This window comes from Niabella drilacis (genome assembly GCF_900101395.1).
GTDB classification, from domain to species: Bacteria; Bacteroidota; Bacteroidia; order Chitinophagales; family Chitinophagaceae; genus Niabella; species Niabella drilacis.
Genome location: NZ_FMZO01000001.1, coordinates 586,672 through 607,461, shown reverse-complemented (window position 1 = coordinate 607,461; position 20,790 = coordinate 586,672). Strand labels below are relative to the sequence as shown.

General features: G+C 48.4%; 13 protein-coding genes. 6 read left to right on the top strand and 7 right to left on the bottom strand.

What is annotated here, in order from left to right; all coding sequences use genetic code 11:
- Positions 1 to 3: 3 nt before the first annotated feature.
- A complete protein-coding gene (locus BLS44_RS02640) occupies positions 4 to 3,213 on the bottom strand; it encodes a DUF1553 domain-containing protein (RefSeq protein ID WP_090388444.1) in 3,210 nt (1,069 codons plus the stop codon).
- Positions 3,214 to 4,182: 969 nt separating this feature from the next.
- On the opposite strand from BLS44_RS02640, the gene BLS44_RS02625 reads away from it, so the two are divergent.
- A complete protein-coding gene (locus BLS44_RS02625; protein ID WP_090388441.1) occupies positions 4,183 to 5,541 on the top strand; it encodes a Gfo/Idh/MocA family protein in 1,359 nt (452 codons plus the stop codon).
- Positions 5,542 to 6,007: 466 nt separating this feature from the next.
- Here the strand turns inward: BLS44_RS02625 and BLS44_RS02620 are convergent, their stop codons facing one another.
- The 6 genes from BLS44_RS02620 to BLS44_RS02595 all read right to left on the bottom strand — a co-directional run bounded on the left by BLS44_RS02620 (position 6,008) and on the right by BLS44_RS02595 (position 12,307).
- Positions 6,008 to 6,655, bottom strand: coding sequence for an MgtC/SapB family protein (locus BLS44_RS02620; protein ID WP_090388440.1), 648 nt, complete (start codon positions 6,653 to 6,655; stop codon positions 6,008 to 6,010).
- A 78-nt stretch (positions 6,656 to 6,733) separates the two neighbouring features.
- Complete coding sequence (locus BLS44_RS02615) at positions 6,734 to 9,256, bottom strand: DNA gyrase/topoisomerase IV subunit A (RefSeq protein ID WP_090388439.1); 2,523 nt, start codon at positions 9,254 to 9,256, stop codon at positions 6,734 to 6,736.
- Complete coding sequence (locus BLS44_RS02610; protein ID WP_090388625.1) at positions 9,243 to 9,611, bottom strand: DUF4260 domain-containing protein; 369 nt, start codon at positions 9,609 to 9,611, stop codon at positions 9,243 to 9,245. Before BLS44_RS02610 ends, BLS44_RS02615 begins: the two co-directional genes overlap by 14 nt.
- Before the next feature lie 13 nt (positions 9,612 to 9,624).
- The gene (locus tag BLS44_RS02605) at positions 9,625 to 10,476 is read right to left on the bottom strand and encodes a DUF1835 domain-containing protein (protein ID WP_090388438.1); all 852 of its coding nucleotides are present in this window, start codon (positions 10,474 to 10,476) and stop codon (positions 9,625 to 9,627) included.
- Positions 10,477 to 10,590: 114 nt separating this feature from the next.
- Complete coding sequence (gene dnaJ, locus BLS44_RS02600) at positions 10,591 to 11,751, bottom strand: molecular chaperone DnaJ (protein WP_090388437.1); 1,161 nt, start codon at positions 11,749 to 11,751, stop codon at positions 10,591 to 10,593.
- A gap of 1 nt (position 11,752) precedes the next feature.
- Positions 11,753 to 12,307, bottom strand: a complete 555-nt coding sequence (locus BLS44_RS02595; protein ID WP_090388436.1) for a nucleotide exchange factor GrpE — start codon at positions 12,305 to 12,307, stop codon at positions 11,753 to 11,755.
- Positions 12,308 to 12,507: 200 nt separating this feature from the next.
- Here BLS44_RS02595 and BLS44_RS02590 point away from each other — a divergent pair, with 200 nt between their 5' ends.
- From BLS44_RS02590 to BLS44_RS02570, 5 genes are all read left to right on the top strand, one after another.
- Positions 12,508 to 14,904, top strand: a complete 2,397-nt coding sequence (locus BLS44_RS02590) for a hypothetical protein (RefSeq protein WP_090388435.1) — start codon at positions 12,508 to 12,510, stop codon at positions 14,902 to 14,904.
- Between the two features lie 112 nt (positions 14,905 to 15,016).
- Positions 15,017 to 17,395, top strand: a complete 2,379-nt coding sequence (locus tag BLS44_RS02585) for a hypothetical protein (protein WP_090388434.1) — start codon at positions 15,017 to 15,019, stop codon at positions 17,393 to 17,395.
- 263 nt (positions 17,396 to 17,658) lie between these two features.
- Positions 17,659 to 18,120 carry an IS200/IS605 family transposase gene (gene tnpA / locus BLS44_RS02580; protein WP_090388433.1) on the top strand — a complete coding sequence of 154 codons (462 nt, stop codon included), beginning with the start codon at positions 17,659 to 17,661 and terminating at the stop codon, positions 18,118 to 18,120.
- A gap of 702 nt (positions 18,121 to 18,822) precedes the next feature.
- On the top strand, positions 18,823 to 19,917 hold the full coding sequence (locus BLS44_RS02575; protein ID WP_090388624.1) for a Nif3-like dinuclear metal center hexameric protein: 1,095 nt from the start codon (positions 18,823 to 18,825) through the stop codon (positions 19,915 to 19,917).
- A 50-nt stretch (positions 19,918 to 19,967) separates the two neighbouring features.
- The gene (locus BLS44_RS02570) at positions 19,968 to 20,723 is read left to right on the top strand and encodes a zinc ribbon domain-containing protein (RefSeq protein WP_090388432.1); all 756 of its coding nucleotides are present in this window, start codon (positions 19,968 to 19,970) and stop codon (positions 20,721 to 20,723) included.
- The last annotated feature ends 67 nt before the right edge of the window (positions 20,724 to 20,790 follow it).

Below are 20,790 nucleotides of genomic sequence, written 5' to 3'. Positions count from 1 at the left end.
TGCTTATCGTTTTGTTATATACGCATCCGAATTCATGATCGTAGTTGCCATAACGGCCCCTGCGGCGATCTGCCGGGGATCTGTTTTTTCTTTAATCCTGTACTCCCCCATCGTAAGCCAGCCTTTCGCCTTATCAGGATGGGTTTTAAATTTTTCAAATTCGCTGTTATACAGGTTTTCTAAAATGTTTATTTCCTTAGCCGACGGGCTCCGGCCGGTTAAAGCCCGGTAGCAGTACAGCACTTGTTCCGCCAGGGTATTATATTTTTGTAATGCAGTATAAAATAAAACCCTTGCTGCTTCAATATACTGGGGATCATTGAGCAGCACCAATGCCTGCAGCGGCGTATTGGTTTGTTGCCGCTGCACCACGCAACTGCTCCTGAGTGGTGCATCAAATGTGTTCATAGAAGGCGGCGGATTGGTGCGCCGCCAAAAAGTGTAGAGGCTTCTTCTATATAAATTAATGCCGCTATCCCGTACATATTCAACGCTGTTGATGGCCCATACACCCTCAGGCTGATACGGTTTTACGGGCGGGCCGCCAATGGAGTCGGACAGGAGACCGCTGGCTCTTAGCACGCCGTCGCGCATCATTTCGGCGGTAAGCCTGGATGCCGGGCCACGGCCCAGCAGGTTATTATCCTTATCTTTTTCCAGCTGCCCGGCAGTAGCATAAGACGACTGGCGATAAGTAGCCGACATTACAATAAGCTTTTGCATAGCTTTTACATCCCAACCCGATTCCCGGAAGGTGACAGCCAGCCAATCGAGCAAATCCAGGTGCGTGGGTATGCTTCCCTGGTTGCCAAAATTATCGGCTGTTTTCTGAATACCTTTTCCAAAATAGGTTTGCCAGTAGCGGTTTACGATTACCCGGGCGGTCAGCGGGTTTTTAGGATCCAGCAGCCAGCGGGCCAGCCCCAGCCGGTCTTTACGTAAGCCATCGGGATAAGGCAGTATGGCATTGGGCACATCAGCGCTAACGGCTTTGCCGGGATTATCGTACACCCCGCGTTCCAAAATATGTGTTTGGCGCTTTTGTTTCATTTCTTCCATCACCATCAATTCGGGAACAGCCGCTGTGGTCTTATTTCGCTCCTGCCTTAGCGCCTGCAACGCCTGTTGTGTTTGCTGCCATGCTGCAGAAATGTTTGAAAAATAATATTGCTGCAGGTAAACATCGGGAACAGCAGCAGCGCTGTATTGCGCAGCCTGTTTGTTTTGAGCCCTCATCTGCACCTCAAAAGGGTTGAGCTCCCGGGTATATACAAAAAGTTCATCCACCAGTCCACCTTTGAAACCCGTGCCCCGCCAGTCGGCGCCCACCTGCAAACCGGGTTCATTTGTCCTTCCAAAAAGTATATCTTTATATAAATGATCCTTTACGGTAACCAGGGACAGGAGCCTGCCATCCAAATATAAATTAGCACCGGCGGCCTTGCCCGATCCATTGTAAGTAAGAGCTATATTGATCCATTTTTCTTTTGGCAATGGCTGTTCGCTCCTTTTTAAAAATTCGTTACCGGGCCATACATGCGCCATCAAAAATTCGGCCTTACCGTCTTTCAGGTTCAGGTAATATCCCCTAAAGCCATAGGTAATATCTCCATCACCCTTATGAAAAATCACCGCTTTGTCCACTCCTTTGGGAATGTAGATCCAAAGGCTTATGGAAAAAGGATCGTAACGGCCAAAAATGCCGGCCTTCCCCAGTTTTAGTATATCATCCCCGTTGGATTTAAATGCTTCGCCTGATTTGCCCGGCACCAATACGGCATCTGCCACAACACCTTTGTTTGCCGGGTTTACCTGGTCTGTAAACGCGCCGTTCTCCAGCTTATCGAAAGAAAAATGCGCCTGAAGTCCCTGCTGCAAATCAAAGGGGACAGTGTTGCCAATGGTTTGTTTCCATGTTTGATAGTTGCTTTTTTCCTGTGCCTCTATGCGTTGTTTTTCCGCAATGGTTTGGTTTTCCTTTTGGGCTAAATAGGCCAAAACAGCATCCTGCGCTTTGGTGGTGAGCATAATGGAAGGGCCGGGTGTGGCATCATTGAAAGATATTTGCCCGGCTTCATCTACATTATTAAAAAAGCTATACAGGCTGTAAAAGTCTTTTATCGAAATGGGATCAAACTTATGATCGTGGCAGCGGGCGCAGCCAACAGTCATTCCCAAAAATGCCGTGCCTACCGTACTGGTCCTGTCTACCACGTATTCATTTCTAAACTCTTCATTGATGATGCCGCCTTCCATATTTTGCGCATGGTTCCGGTTAAAGGTAGTCGCAATCATTTGCTCACGGGTGGGGTTCGGCAACAGGTCGCCAGCCAGTTGCCAGGTGGTAAATGTATTAAAAGGCATATTTTCGTTAAACGCTTTTATCACCCAGTCTTTCCAGGGCCAGGTATCCCTGTAACGGTCAACCGTATAGCCATGTGTATCGGCATAGCGGGCCACATCTAACCAGTCCACCGCCATTTTTTCCCCATATTGTTTTGATTGCAGCAGGCGGTTTACTACTTTTTCGTAGGCATCCGGAGCTGTATCGGCAAGAAAAGCATTCATCTCCTCTACAGAAGGGGGCAGTCCTGTCAGATCGAGGCTGACCCGGCGCAGCAGGGTTTCTTTATCGGCCTGCGGCGAAGGCTTGAGGCCGTTTTCTTCCAACTTATTCAGTACAAAATAGTCAATGGGATTTACGGGCCATTCTTTGTTTTTTACTTCGGGCAAGGGCTTTTTTACCGGGGGCGTAAAGGCCCAATGCGGTTTATATTCCGCCCCCTGCTCGATCCATTTTACAAGGATCGCTTTTTCGTAACTGGTAAGCGTGCGGTTCGATTCTTTTGCGGGCATTACCAGGCTTTCTTCAGTGGTAGTAATGCGATGATACAACTCGCTGCGGGAAAGGCGGTGTGGTACAATGGCCCGGTGGCCGCTTTCTAATTTGGCCGTAGCGGTTTCGGCAGTAGAAAGATCAAGCCCGGCTTTTTGCCCTTGCCCCTTGTCTGGTCCATGACAGACAAAGCATTTATCAGAAAGAATGGGTTTTACATGAATATTGTAATCAATGATGGCCGGCAGCGAGTCCTGGAGGCGGGCGATGTCCTCAGGAATTTTTACAGAACCGGGAGTGGCCGCTACAATAGCAATAACGCCACCTACAATTGAAAGAATAATCCAGGACTTATTATTTCCAAAAAATTTTCGCATGGCGGCATTTATATTAAACAGTGTTTAGGGGTTAAGAAGCGGTCTCCACTACTTCCCTGGCTTTTATACTCCCAGGGCGAAAAACGGCCTTCCTGCAAGTTTACACTTTTTTTTACATCAATATGCCAAAAGCCCATCACAACAAACAGGACCCATTTTATATCATTACCAGGCAAGGTAAAAAAAGCAGTCCGCGGCACCATGGATTATAGTGCTATTCTTTTGTACAATTTTATTACAGGACATCATCGTTACCCCCGTTTGGATGCTGCGATCTCCGTTATTTCAAACTGCAGATCAATTACGTGTTGAAACCGCATTTCGCTTATGTAGTCCCGGGGGATCAACATACTGGTCCCTGCCAAAAACTCCCTTTTTTCCAGACCGCTGCAGGAGTCATTTATTTTCCGGCGGGGTTTGATTGATGGTCTCAAAAGCTCAATGCCTTTCAGTTTCCTTTTCCTGAATATTGTTAGATTTTTTTTACCACGAGAAGCGCTCTCTGGTCTTTTACCGGCCCTTTGTGTAACCGCAAAACGCTGATAGGTACTACTTTTAGATCTTATAAAAAAGCAACGGAAGCAATCCACCCAGTAATATGTCCAAAGCAAAATAACCGATGTTGTCAAATACAACTTAGTAATACCGGAAAGTATCCAAAAAAAAATAAGAGGGGGTACGATGATCTGAAAAGATCCGGTAGCCCACTCTTAAGCCCTCTAAACCGGCATAAAAGTAGGAGGCTTAACGTTCAGTTTTAAATCTATTCGGTGAAAGGCCCGGTTTTGAAGCCAGGATCATTAAAAAAAGGGATGAAGAAAAAAGACGGGGCATTATCCCGCACAATGCCCCCCGAAAACGTTATAGCAAAATACCCGTGTTTTATGCACCATTATTCGGCTTTGTTAGTTAAATTTAAGCCTGCAGTGATCCAGTAATCATTTTTGATCCGCATTAAAACAAAGCCATATGTCCGATTCAAGAAGAAATTTTATCAAGAAAGCCGCGCTGGCTTCAACCGGCACCTACCTGGCCTCCATGGGTTTTTCAGCAAAAAGCTACGGGAATATCCTGGGCGCCAACGACCGGGTACGCGTAGGAATCGTAGGATTTTCCGACAGGTTTCGTGGTTCCCTCTTTCCCTCCTTTATGAACCACTATAAAAAACTGAACTTTGATATTACCGGTGTATCTGACCTGTGGAATTACCGGCGCGACCAAGGCACTTCGTTCTTATCAGAAAAGCTGGGGCACCCCGTAAAAGGTTTCCGTAATAACGAGGAGCTCTATGCTGCCAAAGACGTAGACGCCGTAATCATCAGTACCGCAGATTTTCAACATGCGCTGTGCGCTATCGAGGCCGTAAGTGCTCAATGTGACGCTTACGTAGAAAAACCGTTTGCCGAGACCATGGAGGACAACCGGGCCGCGCTAAAAGCCATTAAAGCTTCCAAGCAGATCATCCAGATCGGCTCTCAGCGCCGCAGCGGGGCCAACTACATGGCGGCCGAGGAATTTATTAAATCCGGCAAGTTTGGCGATATCAATATGGTAGAACTTACCTGGAATGTAAACCAGCCGGGGCGCTGGCGCCGGCCGGAGCTTGTTGCCAGATTAAAAAAAGAAGATACCGACTGGAAGCGGTTCCTGATGAACCGCCCTTATGAAGACTGGGATCCGCGCAAATACCTGGAGTATCGCCTCTTCTGGCCTTACTCATCCGGAGCTTTTGGTCAGTGGATGAGCCACCAGATTGATACCGTGCATTGGTTCAGCGGACTAAAACATCCCCGTAGCGTAACCGCAAACGGAGGTATTTACCAGTGGAAAGATGGTCGCAGGAACTGGGATACGACCACCGCAGTCTTTGACTATGGCCCGGAAAATGATGCATCAAAAGGTTTCCAGGTGGTGTTTATGAGCCGCATGACCAACGGAGATGAGCGGCCGGCAGAAGTGTACTACTCCAATGGCGGCGAGCTGAACCTTATTACCAATAAGGTCTCACCCAGGGGTGGGCTGGAAGAAAAGTTTGCCAAACCCATGGGGATGAAAGCGAACCTGCTGCCTGAATTTTCCCTGACCGAAAAGGCGGAAAAAGTGGAAGCATCTGCCAATACCGGTGCAGATCCGCTTACCAGCAGCCACATGCTCAACTGGATGGAATGTGTGCGCAGCCGCAAACAGACCCATGCACCTGCTGAGGCCGGATACATGCATTCCATTGCCAATATTATGGCCACCGCGGCTGCCCGCACTGGTATGAAGGCTACTTTTGATGAAAGAACCCAGGAAGTTATGGCCGGGGGCAAAATATTCAAATATTAAGAGCCCGTTTAAAATTCATTCAATGGCTTTATTATGGCTGTTTTGGGCTGCAACTGCGTTAAATTTTTCGCCATAGTGGCCTACTATGCCTGCAAAATTTTCCTTGTTTCGCTCCAAAATAGCTTCATAATAAATTCCATCAATAAAATTTAAACAGGCTCTAAGTTACGGGAATCTCATTTCTAAAAGAAAAGCGGGCACCGACAGGGCAGCCCGCTTTTTAGTATGTTGTTGTGTACTAAAAAAACGGTACTTTTTCTCCAGCCATGGAGAATGGCGTGTTTTGCAGGAACAGATCAGTTGTAGACATCCGGGTTGTAGATATTTAAAATTTCTACAACGACGTTGTCTGCGGCCGGCCCGGCCTGCACTGCGGGTCCAAAGTTCAGGATTTCATATAGAGGTGATGGTACTCAAACCCAGGAGCCAACCATGCTACCCGGTTGTCAATACCACCCGTTAAAGGCTACAGCTCAAAACTTTCGATCCGGTGCTCCTTAACAAGATATTCTTCCAGCTGTGCCAGTTTTTTGGTCGGGATCATAAGGTTGAGGGATACGATCATTTTCTCCGGGAAGGATTCCAGTTTAACTTGCTCAAACCGGCTGATATAAGGCTGAAGGTTCCGGATAATTTCGTCTTTTACACTGGTATTATTATGCAGCAATACGATCTTTAATACCCGGCTGGTCTTGCCGGAAAAAAGCGCCAGGTTCAGGTACCGTCCCGTATAAATGATCAGCAGGCAGGCGGCTAAAAAGATAGCGGCCACGTAAATCTTCCCAAATCCGATAGACATCCCAACAGCCGCAGCCATCCAGATGACGCTGGCGGTTGTGAGTCCGGACACACCGGCGCCATCCTTAAAGATCACGCCGGCACCCAGGAAGCCGATACCACTGACCACATAAGAGGCGATCCTTGCGCCATCGGCATCAGGCCCCATGATCTTTATGGATAACACCGAAAACAAAGCGGAACCCAGGCAGATGACGGAAATGGTCTTCAGCCCCGCAGCTTTATCCTTAAGCTCCCGTTCCAGCCCAAGAATGACCCCTGCGAGCAAGGCTAACAGGGCTTTGTACAGATCTGTTATTTCAAAAATATCGGTCATTGTTTTAATCGTCTTAGGCGATAGAATAATCGAACGACACTTTAAATGCTATACGAAACTTTAAGCTTCATATAGTGCTTAAAACAATTCCTGCTGGTTGGTTGGCTTCTCATTTTCGACCCACTCCATCACTACCGATTTATTATAATCGGTCAGTTTTGCACCTACAGCCTTCCACCCCATTACATCTGTGATCTTAGCCAGTTTAAATTTCGCGCTGCGGATCTGGCTCCCTTTGCCACTCTGCACCATCAGCACCGGTTCTTCCATCGTGGTGGCACATTCCAGGTAGTTACCCTCGCCTTCTTTTATAAACAGGAATTTATTCTTCAATGTGGAGGTTTCGATCTTAAACCGTTTTACGTTAAACTGCAGCATCTTCTGATCCACATACACGGCAGTGATGATCTTTTCCGGATCAAACCGTTCAATCAGCAGTACTTTATCAGCATCAAACTTCTGGGTCATTTCCTGGTCGGTAATTTCATAATGACCATCCGTATACAGCACCAGTATCCGGTCGTCCGGTTCAAACATCCCCAGGTACTGTCCTTTTTCCTCAGCACTCAGCCTTCCGAATTTATCGTCAAACCAAAGCTTTCTTCCACTCAGTGTGGCCCGGCCGGCTTCTTTGAACTTAACGGACCGGATGGGGTATTTGGTTACCTGGTTGCCCATACTGCTGCGCCCTTTAATGGCCAGCTCCTCAAAATAAAAATCAAGATCCTTGATCCGGGCCGATGAGCTCGGGCTCAGGGTGATCTTTACTATTTCGGCCTCGCCGTTGGGGTTTACCGTAAAATAATGCACTTTGCTTTTATCATCGCCCCTGGTAAGATCGTAGACTTTATCCCTGGTGATGCCGGTAACATTAAAACGCTTCGCGTAGCTGACCCCTGTTTTTCCATCCACATAGATCATATTATAGGTGGTACGCTCGTCATTTTTTAAGAACACGGCCGCGTGCAGGATATCCTTGCCAACAAAAGTTTTATCCGAGACCTTGATCACCTTCATGATCCCCCGCTTGGTAAACACGATGACATCATCCAGGTCTGAACAATCGAAGAGGAACTCTTCTTTCTTCAGCCCTGTGCCGATAAACCCGCCGGAGCGGTCCATATACAGCTTGGTGTTTGCGATAACCACATTCCGGGCTTCGATCACCTCAAACTGCCTGATCTCGGTTTTACGCTCGCGGCCTTTGGCAAATTTCTTCAACAGGTTTTCGAAATAAGCTACGGCATAATCTACCAGGTGGTCCAGGTCATATTTTACCTGCTTGATCTCCGCTTCCAGTCCTTTGATCTGGGCATTCAGCTCATCAATATCCAAACGGTAGATACGGCGTACCGGCTTTTCGGTCAGCTTCAGTATATCTTCACGGGTAATATCCCGCTTCAGTTGTTTTTTAAACGGTACAAAGGCTTTATCGATCGCATCGATCACCTTATCCCAGGTTTCATGCTTTTTCTCCAGCTCCTTGTAGATCTTTTCTTCAAAGAAGATCTTTTCAAGCGAGGTATAATGCCACTTTTCATTCAGTTCGGCCAGCTTTATTTCCAGCTCCTTCTGCAGCAGGTCCTTGGTATTGTCTGCCGAGATCCGCAACAGCTCCGGAACCGACAGGAACCGGGGCTTCTTGTCTACGATCACACAGGCATTGGGAGAAATAGAGATTTCACAGGAAGTAAATTTATACAGGGCATCGATCGTAATATCCGGAGAAATACCCGGCGCCAGGTCCACCTGGATCTCAACATTTGCCGCGGTATTATCTGTAACCTTTTTGATCTTGATCTTTCCCTGGTCGTTGGCTTTTACGATCGACTCGATCAGCTGGTCGGTGGTTACCGCATAAGGAACGCTTTTGATCAGCAGCGTCTTTTTATCCAGCTCCTCGATATGCGCCCGCACTTTTACCTTACCCCCTCTTTTTCCCTGGTTATAATCTGCCACGTCGATCATCCCCCCGGTCTGAAAATCGGGATACAGCTCAAATTTCTTACCCCGCAGGTATTTGATCGATGCTTCTACCAGTTCTATAAAATTGTGAGGCAGGATCTTCGTTGATAGCCCTACAGCAATCCCCTCTGCCCCGTGTGCCAGCAGCAACGGGAACTTCATGGGCAGGGTAATGGGCTCATTGTTCCGCCCGTCGTAACTCAGCTGCCAGTTGGTGGTCTTGGCATTAAATGCCACTTCCAGCGCAAACTTGCTCAGGCGCGCTTCAATATACCGGGAGGCGGCTGCATCATCCCCCGTCTCAATATTCCCCCAGTTACCCTGTGTATCGATCAGCAGGTTCTTTTGCCCCATGTTTACCAGGGCATCCCGGATACTCATATCCCCGTGCGGGTGATAGGACATCGTTTGTCCCACAATATTGGCCACTTTATGCAAACGGCCGTCATCCATCTGCTTCATCGAATGCAGGATCCGGCGCTGCACCGGTTTTAATCCGTCTTCAATGGCAGGCACTGCCCGTTCCAGTATTACGTAGGAAGCATAGTCCAGGAACCAGGTTTTAAATTGTCCCTGGAGTCCGGTGATCTCATTGTCTTCAAATGTTCCTTCTGCTGTTGTGCTATCGTCTTTCATGTTCTTTCTTTCCAATAAGTCCTAAATGCGTATAATTAAATCCTTGTTTTAACTTCAGTCCGTACCCCAGGATCCGGTCCAGCGATGCGTGGCCAAAGAGAATGATCCCCGAAAAAATCAATACCTGGTTGGTCAGCGCAACGCCGGCAAGATAAAGCAAAATGGCCACTGTTTTGTGATGAAAAAGATTATACAGAACAGCGCCTGCCCGGTTGTTGATCAGGTACCCCGTCATACTGATATCGGGTCCGAAAAGCAGTAGCATATAGATCCACCAGGGCGCCTGGTAATGATACAACCCAACGACGGCCAGCAAGGCCATCCCGATCTCTTCAAGAGTAAGGAGCGTTTTCATTGTTTTTTCCGGTTTAGGACCCGGCATCCGCGGCCAGCTCCGCTGCTGTTTCCTTTTTACCGGCCAGCCGCACGTCAAAGCTTTTCCAGTCTTTATCGATATCGCCTTCCGCCTGTATTTTTCCTGCGGCTACCAGCTCCTTAAGCCGCCACATAATAAAGATATCCCCGGTTTTGATCTTCATCCGGTTTAGTGTATTTGATAAAACCCGTGTGGCTTTTTGCCATTCACCGGTAAGGTTCTTTAAAATTTCGTCATCATAAAAGGTCACCTCCTTGCCGGCAATTTTCTTTCCGCCTTCCAGCAGGCGCACCAGGCTGTTTTCCTGTACCAGTTTATTCCATTCATCCGGATCAATTTCAAATTCGCTCAGCGTTACCGGCCGGGCCAGTCTTTTAGCTTTGAGAAATTCAGCAGGCCGGATCTCCCATAGCCAGGAAGGATAAAAGATCAATCCCTTTTCATTAATAAACGGCAGGTTATTGAGATAAAGCACCATTACCCGGCCCTGGAATTCCTTCAACTGCGGAATGAGCCAGTAGTATCCGGTTACATCATGCTGGTTTTGTCCCATCCAGATCCAGATCTGCTCCCCCGGCTCAGCAGTGAGCTGCGCCTTCAGGGCCGCCACGGTCTTCCGGTCATCAAAGCTGCCCACCTGGTCCTCGGGGTAGGGTGCGCCTTTCGAAAGTCCGCGCCACCAGTCCAGCCGGGTCTGCCATCCCTCCTCCGTATCCAAACCAGATAAGGGCCCCACAGCAAAATCATCCCGGATCTGCACCACAGGCCCCTGCAGGGTTTCATCCAGCGCCATTACCTGTTGCATCAGGTCCACCTCTACCTGGTTAAATACAATATGGATCATTTTTTGTGTTTTATAGTGGCGCAAATCTAAAACAAAACAGCCTCAAACCCAAGACGGTCTGAAGCTGTCGTAAAAATTTCCGGTCCGGCATCCCGCTACCGCCCCGGTATATCATTAGCTGAACAGGTCTCTTATTTTATCAAAAAAGCCTTTCTCTGCCTTTTCAGGCTGAGGCTTCAGGTTGGGAGCATCGGACAGCTTTTCAAGCAATTCTTTTTCTTCTTCGCTTAATTGCTGTGGGGTCCACACATTTACCTGGATCAGCTGATCACCTTTTTCGTAATGGGAATGTACATTCGGAAAGCCCTTCCCTTTCAGCCGGAAGATCTTCCCGCCCTGCGTTCCGGGAGGAATTTTGATCTTTGCCCTCCCGTCGATGGTAGGCACTTCCAGGCTGGTGCCAAAAACGGCATCCGTAAAGGAAATATACAGGTCGTAAGCCACATTAAGCCCCTCGCGGTGCAGCTCCTTATGTGCCTCCTCCTCTATCAAAACGATCAGATCACCGGCCGTGCCGCCCCGTTCCCCGGCATTTCCCTTGCCACTTACGCTCAGCTGCATACCGGCCTGCACACCGGCCGGCACATCAATGGTAATGGTTTCCTCGGCATAAACCCGTCCTTCCCCTTTACAGCTGCCGCATTTTGCTGTTATGGTAGTGCCTTCTCCGTTACAGGTAGGACAGGTAGTAACAGTCTGCATCTGCCCCAGGAAAGTATTTTGCACACGCCTTACCTGGCCCGATCCCTGGCAGGTGCCGCAGGTTTGTACGCTTCCCTTATCCTTTGCCCCGCTGCCCCCGCAGGTAGTACAACTTACATATTTTTTAACCTTAATATTCTTGGTAACACCCTTTGCAATTTCTTCATAGCTCAGCTTCAGCTTCACCCGCAGGTTACTGCCTCTTACACCCCGGGCACGTTGCCCCTGCCGGTTGCTGCGGCCACCGCCAAAAAAGCTCCCGAATAAATCCTCGCCAAACACATCTCCAAACTGGCTGAAGATGTCGTCCATATTCATGCCTCCGCCGCCAAACCCACGGCCATTACCACTTACACCGGCATGACCAAAGCGGTCATACTGCGCCCGCTTATCCGTATCGCTCAGGATCTCATAGGCCTCAGCGGCCTCCTTAAACTTGTCCTCTGCCGCTTTATCCCCGGGGTTACGATCCGGGTGAAACTGCATGGCTACTTTACGATAGGCTTTTTTTATTTCCTCTGCAGAAGCAGATTTTGAAACCCCCAGGACCTCGTAATAATCTCTTTTTGACATGTTATTTTCCTACTACAACTTTTGCGTGACGGATAATTTTATCATTCAGATAGTAGCCTTTCGTTACTTCATCCACCACTTTACCCTTCAGGTCACCGGTAGGTGCAGGAATTTCGGTAATGGCCTCAAAAAGGTCCGGATCAAAATCTTTCCCAATGGCATTCATCGGCTTTAACCCTTTTGACTGCAAAATATTCCTGAGTTTATTAAAAACCAGCTTTATACCGTCTTTCAGAGCGGCGTTATCATTCGATTTTTCGAGTTCTGCCTGTGCCCGGTCTGCGTCGTCCAGTACATCCAGCAGGTCGGTGATCACATCCCTTCCGGCCGTTTGGAACAGTTCCACCCGCTCCTTCGCCGTTCTTTTCCTGAAATTATCAAACTCAGCCGCCAGCCGGATATATTTATCCCTGCTTTCCCGTAACTCGGTCTCCAATGCCTCCTGGTCAGATTCCACCAATGGGTCTGTCAAATGTTCCGTTCCGCTAACATTTTCATCAGCATTGATATTCAAACCATTATTCTCTTCCTCCGGAAGTTGCGTTTTTTCATTCATATTTTTTACCTATTTAGTTGGCAAAGCTATGTTGTCAATAATACTGCCAATACTGTTATAAAGACAAAATGGCGGTTTCATTGCTTCTTTTCCTGTTCAAAAAGGGGTTTTTGAAAAAAACGCCCTCGCTTTTAAGCTTTTATACTGTTTGTAAGTCAAAAAATCAGTAGTTTCAATTCCCAAAAATAACACGAATCTCAATGATACTGAAAAAGCTGATCATTTTGACCATCGCCCTGGGCGGCCTGTTTACTGCAAATGCGCAAACACCGGAACAAACACTTGATAGCTGGGCGCAAAAAAACACTATTCAAAAGTTATACCTTCATCTTGACCGGGAGACCTATATCGCCGGCCAGCCGATCTGGCTCAAGGGGTACCTGATGAATGATTATATCCCCAGCTTAAAAAACTCAACGATCTACGTAGAACTGCTCGACAACAGGTCCACCGTGCTTGTCCGCAAGATCTTCCCCGCTTACCAGGGTGTTTCACTGGGGCAGCTGGAAATACCGGAAACTTTTTCCACCGGATCTTACCAGCTGAGAGCTTATGCCCCGTTAATGCTGAACCAGCCGGGGTTTGTGTACAGCAAACGGATCCTGATCTTTGGCGCAGCACCCAAAAATGCCAAAGCAAAAGAGACCGGCAATAGTATCGATCTGCAGTTTTTTCCGGAAGGAGGCAACATGGTCAATTCGCTGCTCGGCAATGTGGCCTTTAAAGCCGTGGACGACAAAGGGTATCCCGTTTACGTTTCCGGCCAGCTGAAAAACAATAAAGGGGAAACGATCTCAGCCATCACGGCCCTGCATGACGGCATGGGCACCTTCACCCTGGTGCCGCGGGCAGATGAAACCTATTACGTAACGCTGGACCAGGTTCCGGCCAAACAATTCCCGCTCCCCGCAGCCACCGGCAAGGGCATCAGCTTTAACGTAACCGGCACTTCCAAAGGCAAGCAGTTCAGGATAGAACACCCTGCGGGGCTCCCGGCCGAATTCCATGCAGCCTACCTGATCGGACAAATGGGCAACCAGGTGCTCTTTAAACAGCCGCTGCAACAGGGCAAAGACCTCATCGGCGGAGTTATCCAGAGTGGCGGCCTGCTATCCGGCATCCTCCACCTTACTGTATTTAACAAGGACAATATGCCCCTGGCGGAGCGGCTCACCTTTGTCAACAACAGGGAGTACATCCTCCCCGGTGAGCTGGTGGCTGACACCGTTAATACGACTGCCCACCAGCGGAATCATTTCAGCATTCATTTAAAGGACACTATCATCGGCAATTTCAGTGTGGCTGTTACCGATGCAGATTACGAAACGGAGCCCTACCGCCCGCTCAATATTTACTCCTACTTCCTGCTCAACAGTGATCTGAGGGGATACGTTAATAACCCCGCTTACTATTTCCGTTCGGACGCCGACTCTGTAAGCAATGCGCTGGACCTGGTCATGATGACCAATGGCTGGACCCGCTTTAAATGGAGTGAAGTGGCCGGCAACACGCTTTCCCCCGTCCTTTACAAAGACCAGGGATACATTCACCTGGCAGGTAACGTAGGCATCGAAGGTACCCGGAAGGCATTTGCCAATAAAGACCTCATGCTGATGATGCGCCCCGTAGATACGCTCCAGGGAAAGGTAGGCCCTACAAAGATCATTCAAACAGACTCCACCGGCAGCTTCCGGATGGATTCGATGATCTTTTATGAAAAAATGCGGGTGCTGTTCTCCGATATCAAGGGTTCCAAAAGCAAATATATCAAAGTAAAAATGGATGCAGACTCCCTGAACCGGGATTACAAAATACCCGTCCTCAAGATCCCTTTCGCCGATACCGCATCTGCGCAGGCAGAAGAAAAAATGTCAGCCGCCTACAACGATTACCTGAAAGCAGAAGGACTTACGCTTAAGAGTGTAACCGTAAAAGGCCGGCAGAAATCAGACCGGGAAAAACTGGAGGATGAATATACCAGCGGAATGTTCTCGGGCGGTATCAATTCCAAGATACTGGATCTGCGGAATGAGCCCGGGGGCGGTACGAATATTTTCGAATACATACAGGGCCGGATAGCGGGCGTTACCGTTTCCAGGAACCAGGATGGCCAGTACGTGGTCAAATACCGGGATGCCGGCCTGGGGGGCAGTACGATGGCGCTCTACCTCGATGAAATGCAGACCGATGCCGCTTTTATTGAATCCATCCCCGTAAACCAGATCGCCTTTATAAAAGTAATGGGTAGCTTTATCGGTACCCCCGGCAACGGCAGCGCACTGGCCATTTATATGAAAAAGGGAGCAGATCTGAATGCGGTGACCGAATCGGCTACCGACATTATTGTATACAAGGGCTATTCCATTATCAGGCAATTCTACGCGCCCGATTATGATCTTAAAAATGTAGACCCTTCCAAGCCCGACGACCGGCTTACACTGGCATGGCTCCCGGATATCTACCTGGCAAATATCAGCCCCAAAGTGCCTCTTGTTTTTTATAATAACGACCGCACCAAGCGTTTCAAAGTGGTTGTTGAAGGACTTACTAACGATGGCCGGATGCTGATGATCGAGAAAATCATCGGGGGAGAATAATAATCTGCAGCACCGGTTGTGTAATAGATGAAGAAAATACATCGTTAATAATAGCTGCAGATACAGAACCATTTGCAGATTCATTTGTAATTTTCTTATAAAACATCTGGTAATGACGCGCTTTTTAAAACCCGCTGCAGCGTTGTTGATAATACTGGGCGCTGCCCCGGCATCCGGCCAGGATCTTACTACCCGGCTGGAGACCTGGAACGAAAAAAATCCCATTGAAAAGGCCTATCTCCACCTGGACCGGGAAACTTATTTTTCGGGGCAAACGATCTGGTTCAAAGCCTACTTTATGTCCGGGTTCCTGCCTTCCGCAGCCAATTCCACCCTGTTTGTTGAATTGCTGAACAACCAGTCAGCCCTGGTCATTAAAAAGATCGTTCCGGTATTCGGTGCACTTTCCTATGGCCAGTTCGATCTGCCCGATTCGCTCCCCACCGGCTCTTACCAGCTGAGGGCCTATACCCCCCTGATGCTGAATTTTGATAAGGCCTACCTGTTTTCGCAACGGGTAATGGTCTATGGGCGTAATAAACTGCGTGCAACGCCCCCCTCGGTAGCAGCAGTCGCCAGTCTTCGTTTTTTTCCTGAAGGAGGCAATCTTGTTTCTGGCCTCCCGAACAATATCGCCTTCAGGGCCACTGACCCAAACGGGCTGCCCGTCAGCGTTTCGGGAGAGATCCGGGACGAAACGGATAAGGTCATCACCACTTTTACCAGCAGTCATGATGGCATGGGACAGTTGATACTAACTCCTTCCGCAGGAAGGCAATACCATGCTTCAGTAAAAGAGCGATCTTTTGAGCTGCCGCAAAGCAGTACGGAGGGACTGGTACTCCGGCTAACCAATAACAATAATGCCAAAGCCTTTACCCTCGATTACAGAGGCTCCCGGCATATCCCCGCCTATATGGTGGGGCAAATGCAGCACCATATCGTATTGAAGCAAGCCCTTACACCGTCAGCCGGTAACCGGGTAAGTGGCATCATCCAAACCACAGACCTTCCTTCAGGCGTGTTACAGGTAACCTTTTTCAATAAAGACGGTATGCCCCTTGCAGAGCGGCTCACTTTTATCAATAATAAAGAGTATATCCTTCCCGCAACGTTTAAAGCGGATACGTTGAATAACGGAGCACGCAAAAAGAATCATTTCAGCATCGGGCTCCCGGACAGTATTACGGGTAATTTTTCCGTTTCCGTTACTGATGCGGATTATGAAGCGGTGCCCTACCGCCCGCAAAACATTTACAGTACCTTCCTGCTTACCAGCGATATTCCCGGCTACGTGCATGAACCACGCTATTATTTCAGCAATACCCCCACTGCTGCAGCAGCTGTTGAGCTGGTAATGCTTACCAACGGATGGCGCCGGTTTAAATGGACCGATGTAGCCGCCAATACCCTGCCGCCGCCCCTGCACAGGGACCCGGGCTTTATCAGTCTTTCCGGCAAAGCCACCATTACCGGGTCGGGCAGATCCTTTGCCGACCGCGACCTGCTCGTATGGGTAGCTACCGATTCCGGGCGCAGTCTGCAAATGGTAAAAACCGATCCGGAAGGCCGTTTCAAAATGGACTCCATGATCTTCTTTAACAAGGCAAAAGTCCTGTTCAGTGATGTGATGGGAAAGAAAAACAAATTTCTCACCATTAAACTGAATACCGATTCCCTTACCCGCTCTTACGCCCTGCCGCCGCTGCAGCTGCCGCTGAACCCCAAGGCAGGTACCTCCGGTACTCTTCCTGCAAAAATGAGCACCGCTTATTTTGATTACGCCCGCGGTGAGGGCCTGATGCTGGACAGTGTAGTGGTGCAGGGCACCAAAACACGGCTGCAAAAACTGGAAGAACGCTATATGAGCGGACTGTTCGCCGGCGGCATCAATGCCCGCACACTCGACCTTACACGGGAGTTTATCCCCAATATGAACATCTTTGATTACCTGCAGGGCCGTATTCCCAGCCTGACCATTGAACGCGGTGGCCGGTTTGGAAATTACCGGTTATTTTACCGGCAGTCCGGCGCCCGGCAACCCATGCAGCTATACCTGGACGAGGTTCCGGCTGATGCAGATATGATCGCCTCCATTCCCTCCACAGATATTGCACTGGTAAAGGTATTTCCCAATTTTATAGGTGCCGCCGGGGGCGGGGCCAACGGCGTACTGGCAGTATACACCAAAAGGGGCGATGAGCTCAATAATGCCATGGAATCTTCCGCCACCATCGTAGACTATGAAGGTTACAGCATCATGAAGGAATTTTATGCTCCTGACTACTCCACACCTGCAGCAAATCCATATAATGACTACCGGCTTACCCTCGACTGGAAACCAGAAATATTTGTTTCAGGAAATGCCCAACGCATCCCTATCATTTTCTACAATAACGACCGCACCAAACGGTTTAAGGTGGTGGCCGAAGGCATTACCAGTACGGGAAAATTACTGATGCTGGAGCAATATGTAGAGCGGGGAAATTAAGCAAGGCACCCTCAAAATATATTACCGGTGCGCTGCACCTCCGGGTCGGCTTCGACGCTCATTGCTATCATTATCAGCACCGCTAACGCGGCTAACATCGTTTTTATTTATCGCACCAATTTCCCAACAGTTGCAGAGGTGCAGAGCACCGATAACCGCTGTAACAAAAACCCACAATCTCAGTATCAAAGCCGCAGCGCGGCGGTAATATTCAAATTTCATATACCCGGTAAATTCAGTACTTTTATTGAAACATAATTCCTATGGCGAACACCTACACCCAATGCTACGTGCATCTCGTCTTTGCCCCTAAAAACAGGGAAGCATTAATCAAACGGCAATGGCACAATGAACTGGAAAAGTACATTACAGGCATCATTCAAAACCATAAGCACAAATTACTCGCTATCGGCTCAATGCCCGACCACATTCATATTTTCATTGGATATCATCTAAATCAACTGATCCCGGACCTGGTAGAGACCATAAAAACCTCTACCACCGCATGGATCAAATATAATGGGCTTTTACACTCTAAATTCGAATGGCAACGTGGCTACGGAGCCTTTACACATTCCCATTCCCAGGTGAAAACAGTTATCAACTATGTTCTCAACCAGGAAACACACCATAAAAAGAAAACCTTTAAAGACGAATATTATGAGCTGCTCAAAGAGTTCGAAATCACATTCCGGGAAGAATACTTATTTGACTTCTTTGATTGAGCCTCGGTTATTCCGCACCGCTGGGAAACCCCATAAAACGATTGACGGTCTACCTCAACAGCCCCCCTGCGTTTGTATAAGAAAACGATCAACGCTTTATCACAATCGATAAATTACTGACGCCGAAGCAATATGTGGAGCCCGAAAATCAAGCAAGGCACCCTCAAAATATATTACCGGTGCGCTGCACCTCCGGGTCGGCTTCGATACTCATTGCTATCATTATCAGCACCGCTAACGCGGCTAACATCGTTTTTATTTATCGCACCAATTTCCCAACAGTTGCAGAGGTGCGGAGCACCGATAACCGCTGTAACAAAAGCCCACAATCGCTGTATCAAAGCCGCAGCGCGGCGGCAATATCTGTAACATCCTGTGGACTCAATGGTCACCTTTGTTAACCCAGCTAAGACAGCTCTTCCGCAGAGCCCTCAACGCTACCAAGGTGCAGAGCACCAATAACCGCTGTAACAAAAGCCCACAATCGCTCTATCAAAGCCGCAGCGCGGCGGTAATATCTGTAACATCCTGTGGACTCAATAGTCTCCTTTGTTAACCTAGCTAAGACAGCTCTTCCGCAGAGCCCTCAACGCTACCAAGGTGCAGAGCACCGATAACCGCTGTAACAAAAGCTCACTATCGCTGTATCAAAGCCGCAGCGCGGCGGCAATATTACTTATCTTTATCGCCAAACATTCTGATATGACCATCCGTTCAGTTATAGACATCCTCGAAGCCATTGCGCCCCCCACCCTGCAGGAAGGCTACGATAATGCGGGACTGCTTACCGGTCAGCAAAACTGGCACTGCACCGGCGTCCTCTGCTGCCTGGATGCTGTTGAAACCGTGGTGGACGAGGCCATCGAAAAAAACTGCAACCTCGTAATAGCCCACCACCCCATCGTTTTTGCAGGACTGAAAAAGATCAACGGTAATAATTATGTGGAGCGCACCATCATCAAGGCCATTAAACACGATATTGCCCTCTATGCCATTCATACCAACCTGGATAATGTGCTGCAGGGCGTAAACGGGATGATTGCCCAACAGCTGGGATTGACCCGTCTTCGCATACTGGCGCCAAAAGAACGGCAGCTGGAAAAGCTCTATTTCTTTGTGCCCCCGGATCATGCAGAAAAAGTAATGTCCGCCATCTTTGCCGCCGGTGGTGGCCAGATCGGCCATTACCGGGAATGCAGTTTCAGTGCCGGCGGCAAAGGCACTTTCCTGCCCGGCAACGATGCCCGGCCCTTTACCGGGGAAATTGGCAAACGTCATGAAGCAGAAGAACAGAAAATAGAGATCCTTTACCCCTTTTATCTTAGAAATAAAATATTGAAGACGCTGCGCGAAAATCACCCCTACGAAGAAGTTGCATATGAAACCATTACATTAAACAACCTTCACCAGGAAGTAGGCGCGGGTATCACAGGCGAGTTTCCGGAAGCCCTGGAGGAGACCGTTTTCCTGCAAAAGCTCAAATCGGTATTCCATCTTCCCCTTATCCGGCATACCGCGCTCCTGGGCAAAAAGATCCGGACCCTAAGTATCTGCGGCGGGGCCGGAAGTTTTTTGACAAAAGCCGCAATCAATTCAGGATCAGACGCCTATGTAACCTCCGACATCAAATACCACGAATTCTTTGATGCAGACGGAAAGATCCTGCTGGCAGACATCGGCCATTACGAAAGTGAGCAGTTCACCATAGATTTGCTGCATCGCATTTTACAGGAAAAAATCCTTAACTTTGCCGTCCTTAAAACAGCGGTAAATACCAATCCCGTATACTATCAGTAATGTGGATTTTATAAGCTGCTTTTAACTAATAGTCAAACAGTAAGAAATATATGCCACAAATTAAAGAGTTTTCAATTGAAGAAAAACTGGGCTCCCTGATCAATCTGCAAAAGATCGACAGCAAGCTGGATGAGATCAAAATTTTAAAAGGAGAGCTGCCAATGGAGGTAGCCGACCTGGAAGATGAGATCCACGGACTGCGTTCCCGGCAAACCCGGATCGAAGAAGAGATCAACGGTGTTACAGAATTCATTGAAGAACGCAAAGGGGCAATCAAAGATGCTGAAGAGCTGATAAAAAAATACGAAAAAGACAGCGAGAACGTAAAAAACAACCGCGAGTTTGAGGCCATCAATAAAGAGATCGAAATGCAGCAGCTGGAGATCAAACTGGCCGAAAAACACATCAAGGATGCCAACGAAGAGATCGCTGATAAAGTGATCCTGCTCGAAAAAGCCAAGAAGAACCTTGGGGCAAAAGAAGGGGTATTGGAACTGAAGAAAGCAGAACTGGAAAAGATCATTTCTGCCAACGAAAAGGAGGAGAAAGAATACCAGAAACTTTCGCAATCAGCGAAGGAAGGGGTTGAACCCCGTCTGCTTGCCAGTTATGAAAAGATCCGTGGTAACTTCCGCAATGGTCTGGCGGTGGTACCGGTAGTGCGTGATGCCTGTGGCGGATGTTTTTATGCCATTCCTCCGCAAAAGCAGAGCGAGATCAAACAACATAAAAAAATCATCGCTTGTGAGAACTGCGGCCGCATCCTGGTAGATGAAGAGCTGCACAACAACATTGAAGTAAAATAAATTCTTTTTTCCTGTCTGCCTGCAGACAGGCTTTTTTTATTTTCCCCCATTTGCAAGAATGGGGGTT

Coding starts and splice junctions, on each gene's coding strand:
- BLS44_RS02620 (WP_090388440.1), bottom strand. CDS start 6,655: ATGACCGATATTTTTGAAATAACAGATCTGTACAAAGCCCTGTTAGCC.
- BLS44_RS02605 (WP_090388438.1), bottom strand. CDS start 10,476: ATGATCCATATTGTATTTAACCAGGTAGAGGTGGACCTGATGCAACAG.
- BLS44_RS02615 (WP_090388439.1), bottom strand. CDS start 9,256: ATGAAAGACGATAGCACAACAGCAGAAGGAACATTTGAAGACAATGAG.
- BLS44_RS02610 (WP_090388625.1), bottom strand. CDS start 9,611: ATGAAAACGCTCCTTACTCTTGAAGAGATCGGGATGGCCTTGCTGGCC.
- BLS44_RS02640 (WP_090388444.1), bottom strand. CDS start 3,213: ATGCGAAAATTTTTTGGAAATAATAAGTCCTGGATTATTCTTTCAATT.
- BLS44_RS02590 (WP_090388435.1), top strand. CDS start 12,508: ATGATACTGAAAAAGCTGATCATTTTGACCATCGCCCTGGGCGGCCTG.
- tnpA (WP_090388433.1), top strand. CDS start 17,659: ATGGCGAACACCTACACCCAATGCTACGTGCATCTCGTCTTTGCCCCT.
- BLS44_RS02585 (WP_090388434.1), top strand. CDS start 15,017: ATGACGCGCTTTTTAAAACCCGCTGCAGCGTTGTTGATAATACTGGGC.
- BLS44_RS02575 (WP_090388624.1), top strand. CDS start 18,823: ATGACCATCCGTTCAGTTATAGACATCCTCGAAGCCATTGCGCCCCCC.
- BLS44_RS02595 (WP_090388436.1), bottom strand. CDS start 12,307: ATGAATGAAAAAACGCAACTTCCGGAGGAAGAGAATAATGGTTTGAAT.
- BLS44_RS02570 (WP_090388432.1), top strand. CDS start 19,968: ATGCCACAAATTAAAGAGTTTTCAATTGAAGAAAAACTGGGCTCCCTG.
- BLS44_RS02625 (WP_090388441.1), top strand. CDS start 4,183: ATGTCCGATTCAAGAAGAAATTTTATCAAGAAAGCCGCGCTGGCTTCA.
- dnaJ (WP_090388437.1), bottom strand. CDS start 11,751: ATGTCAAAAAGAGATTATTACGAGGTCCTGGGGGTTTCAAAATCTGCT.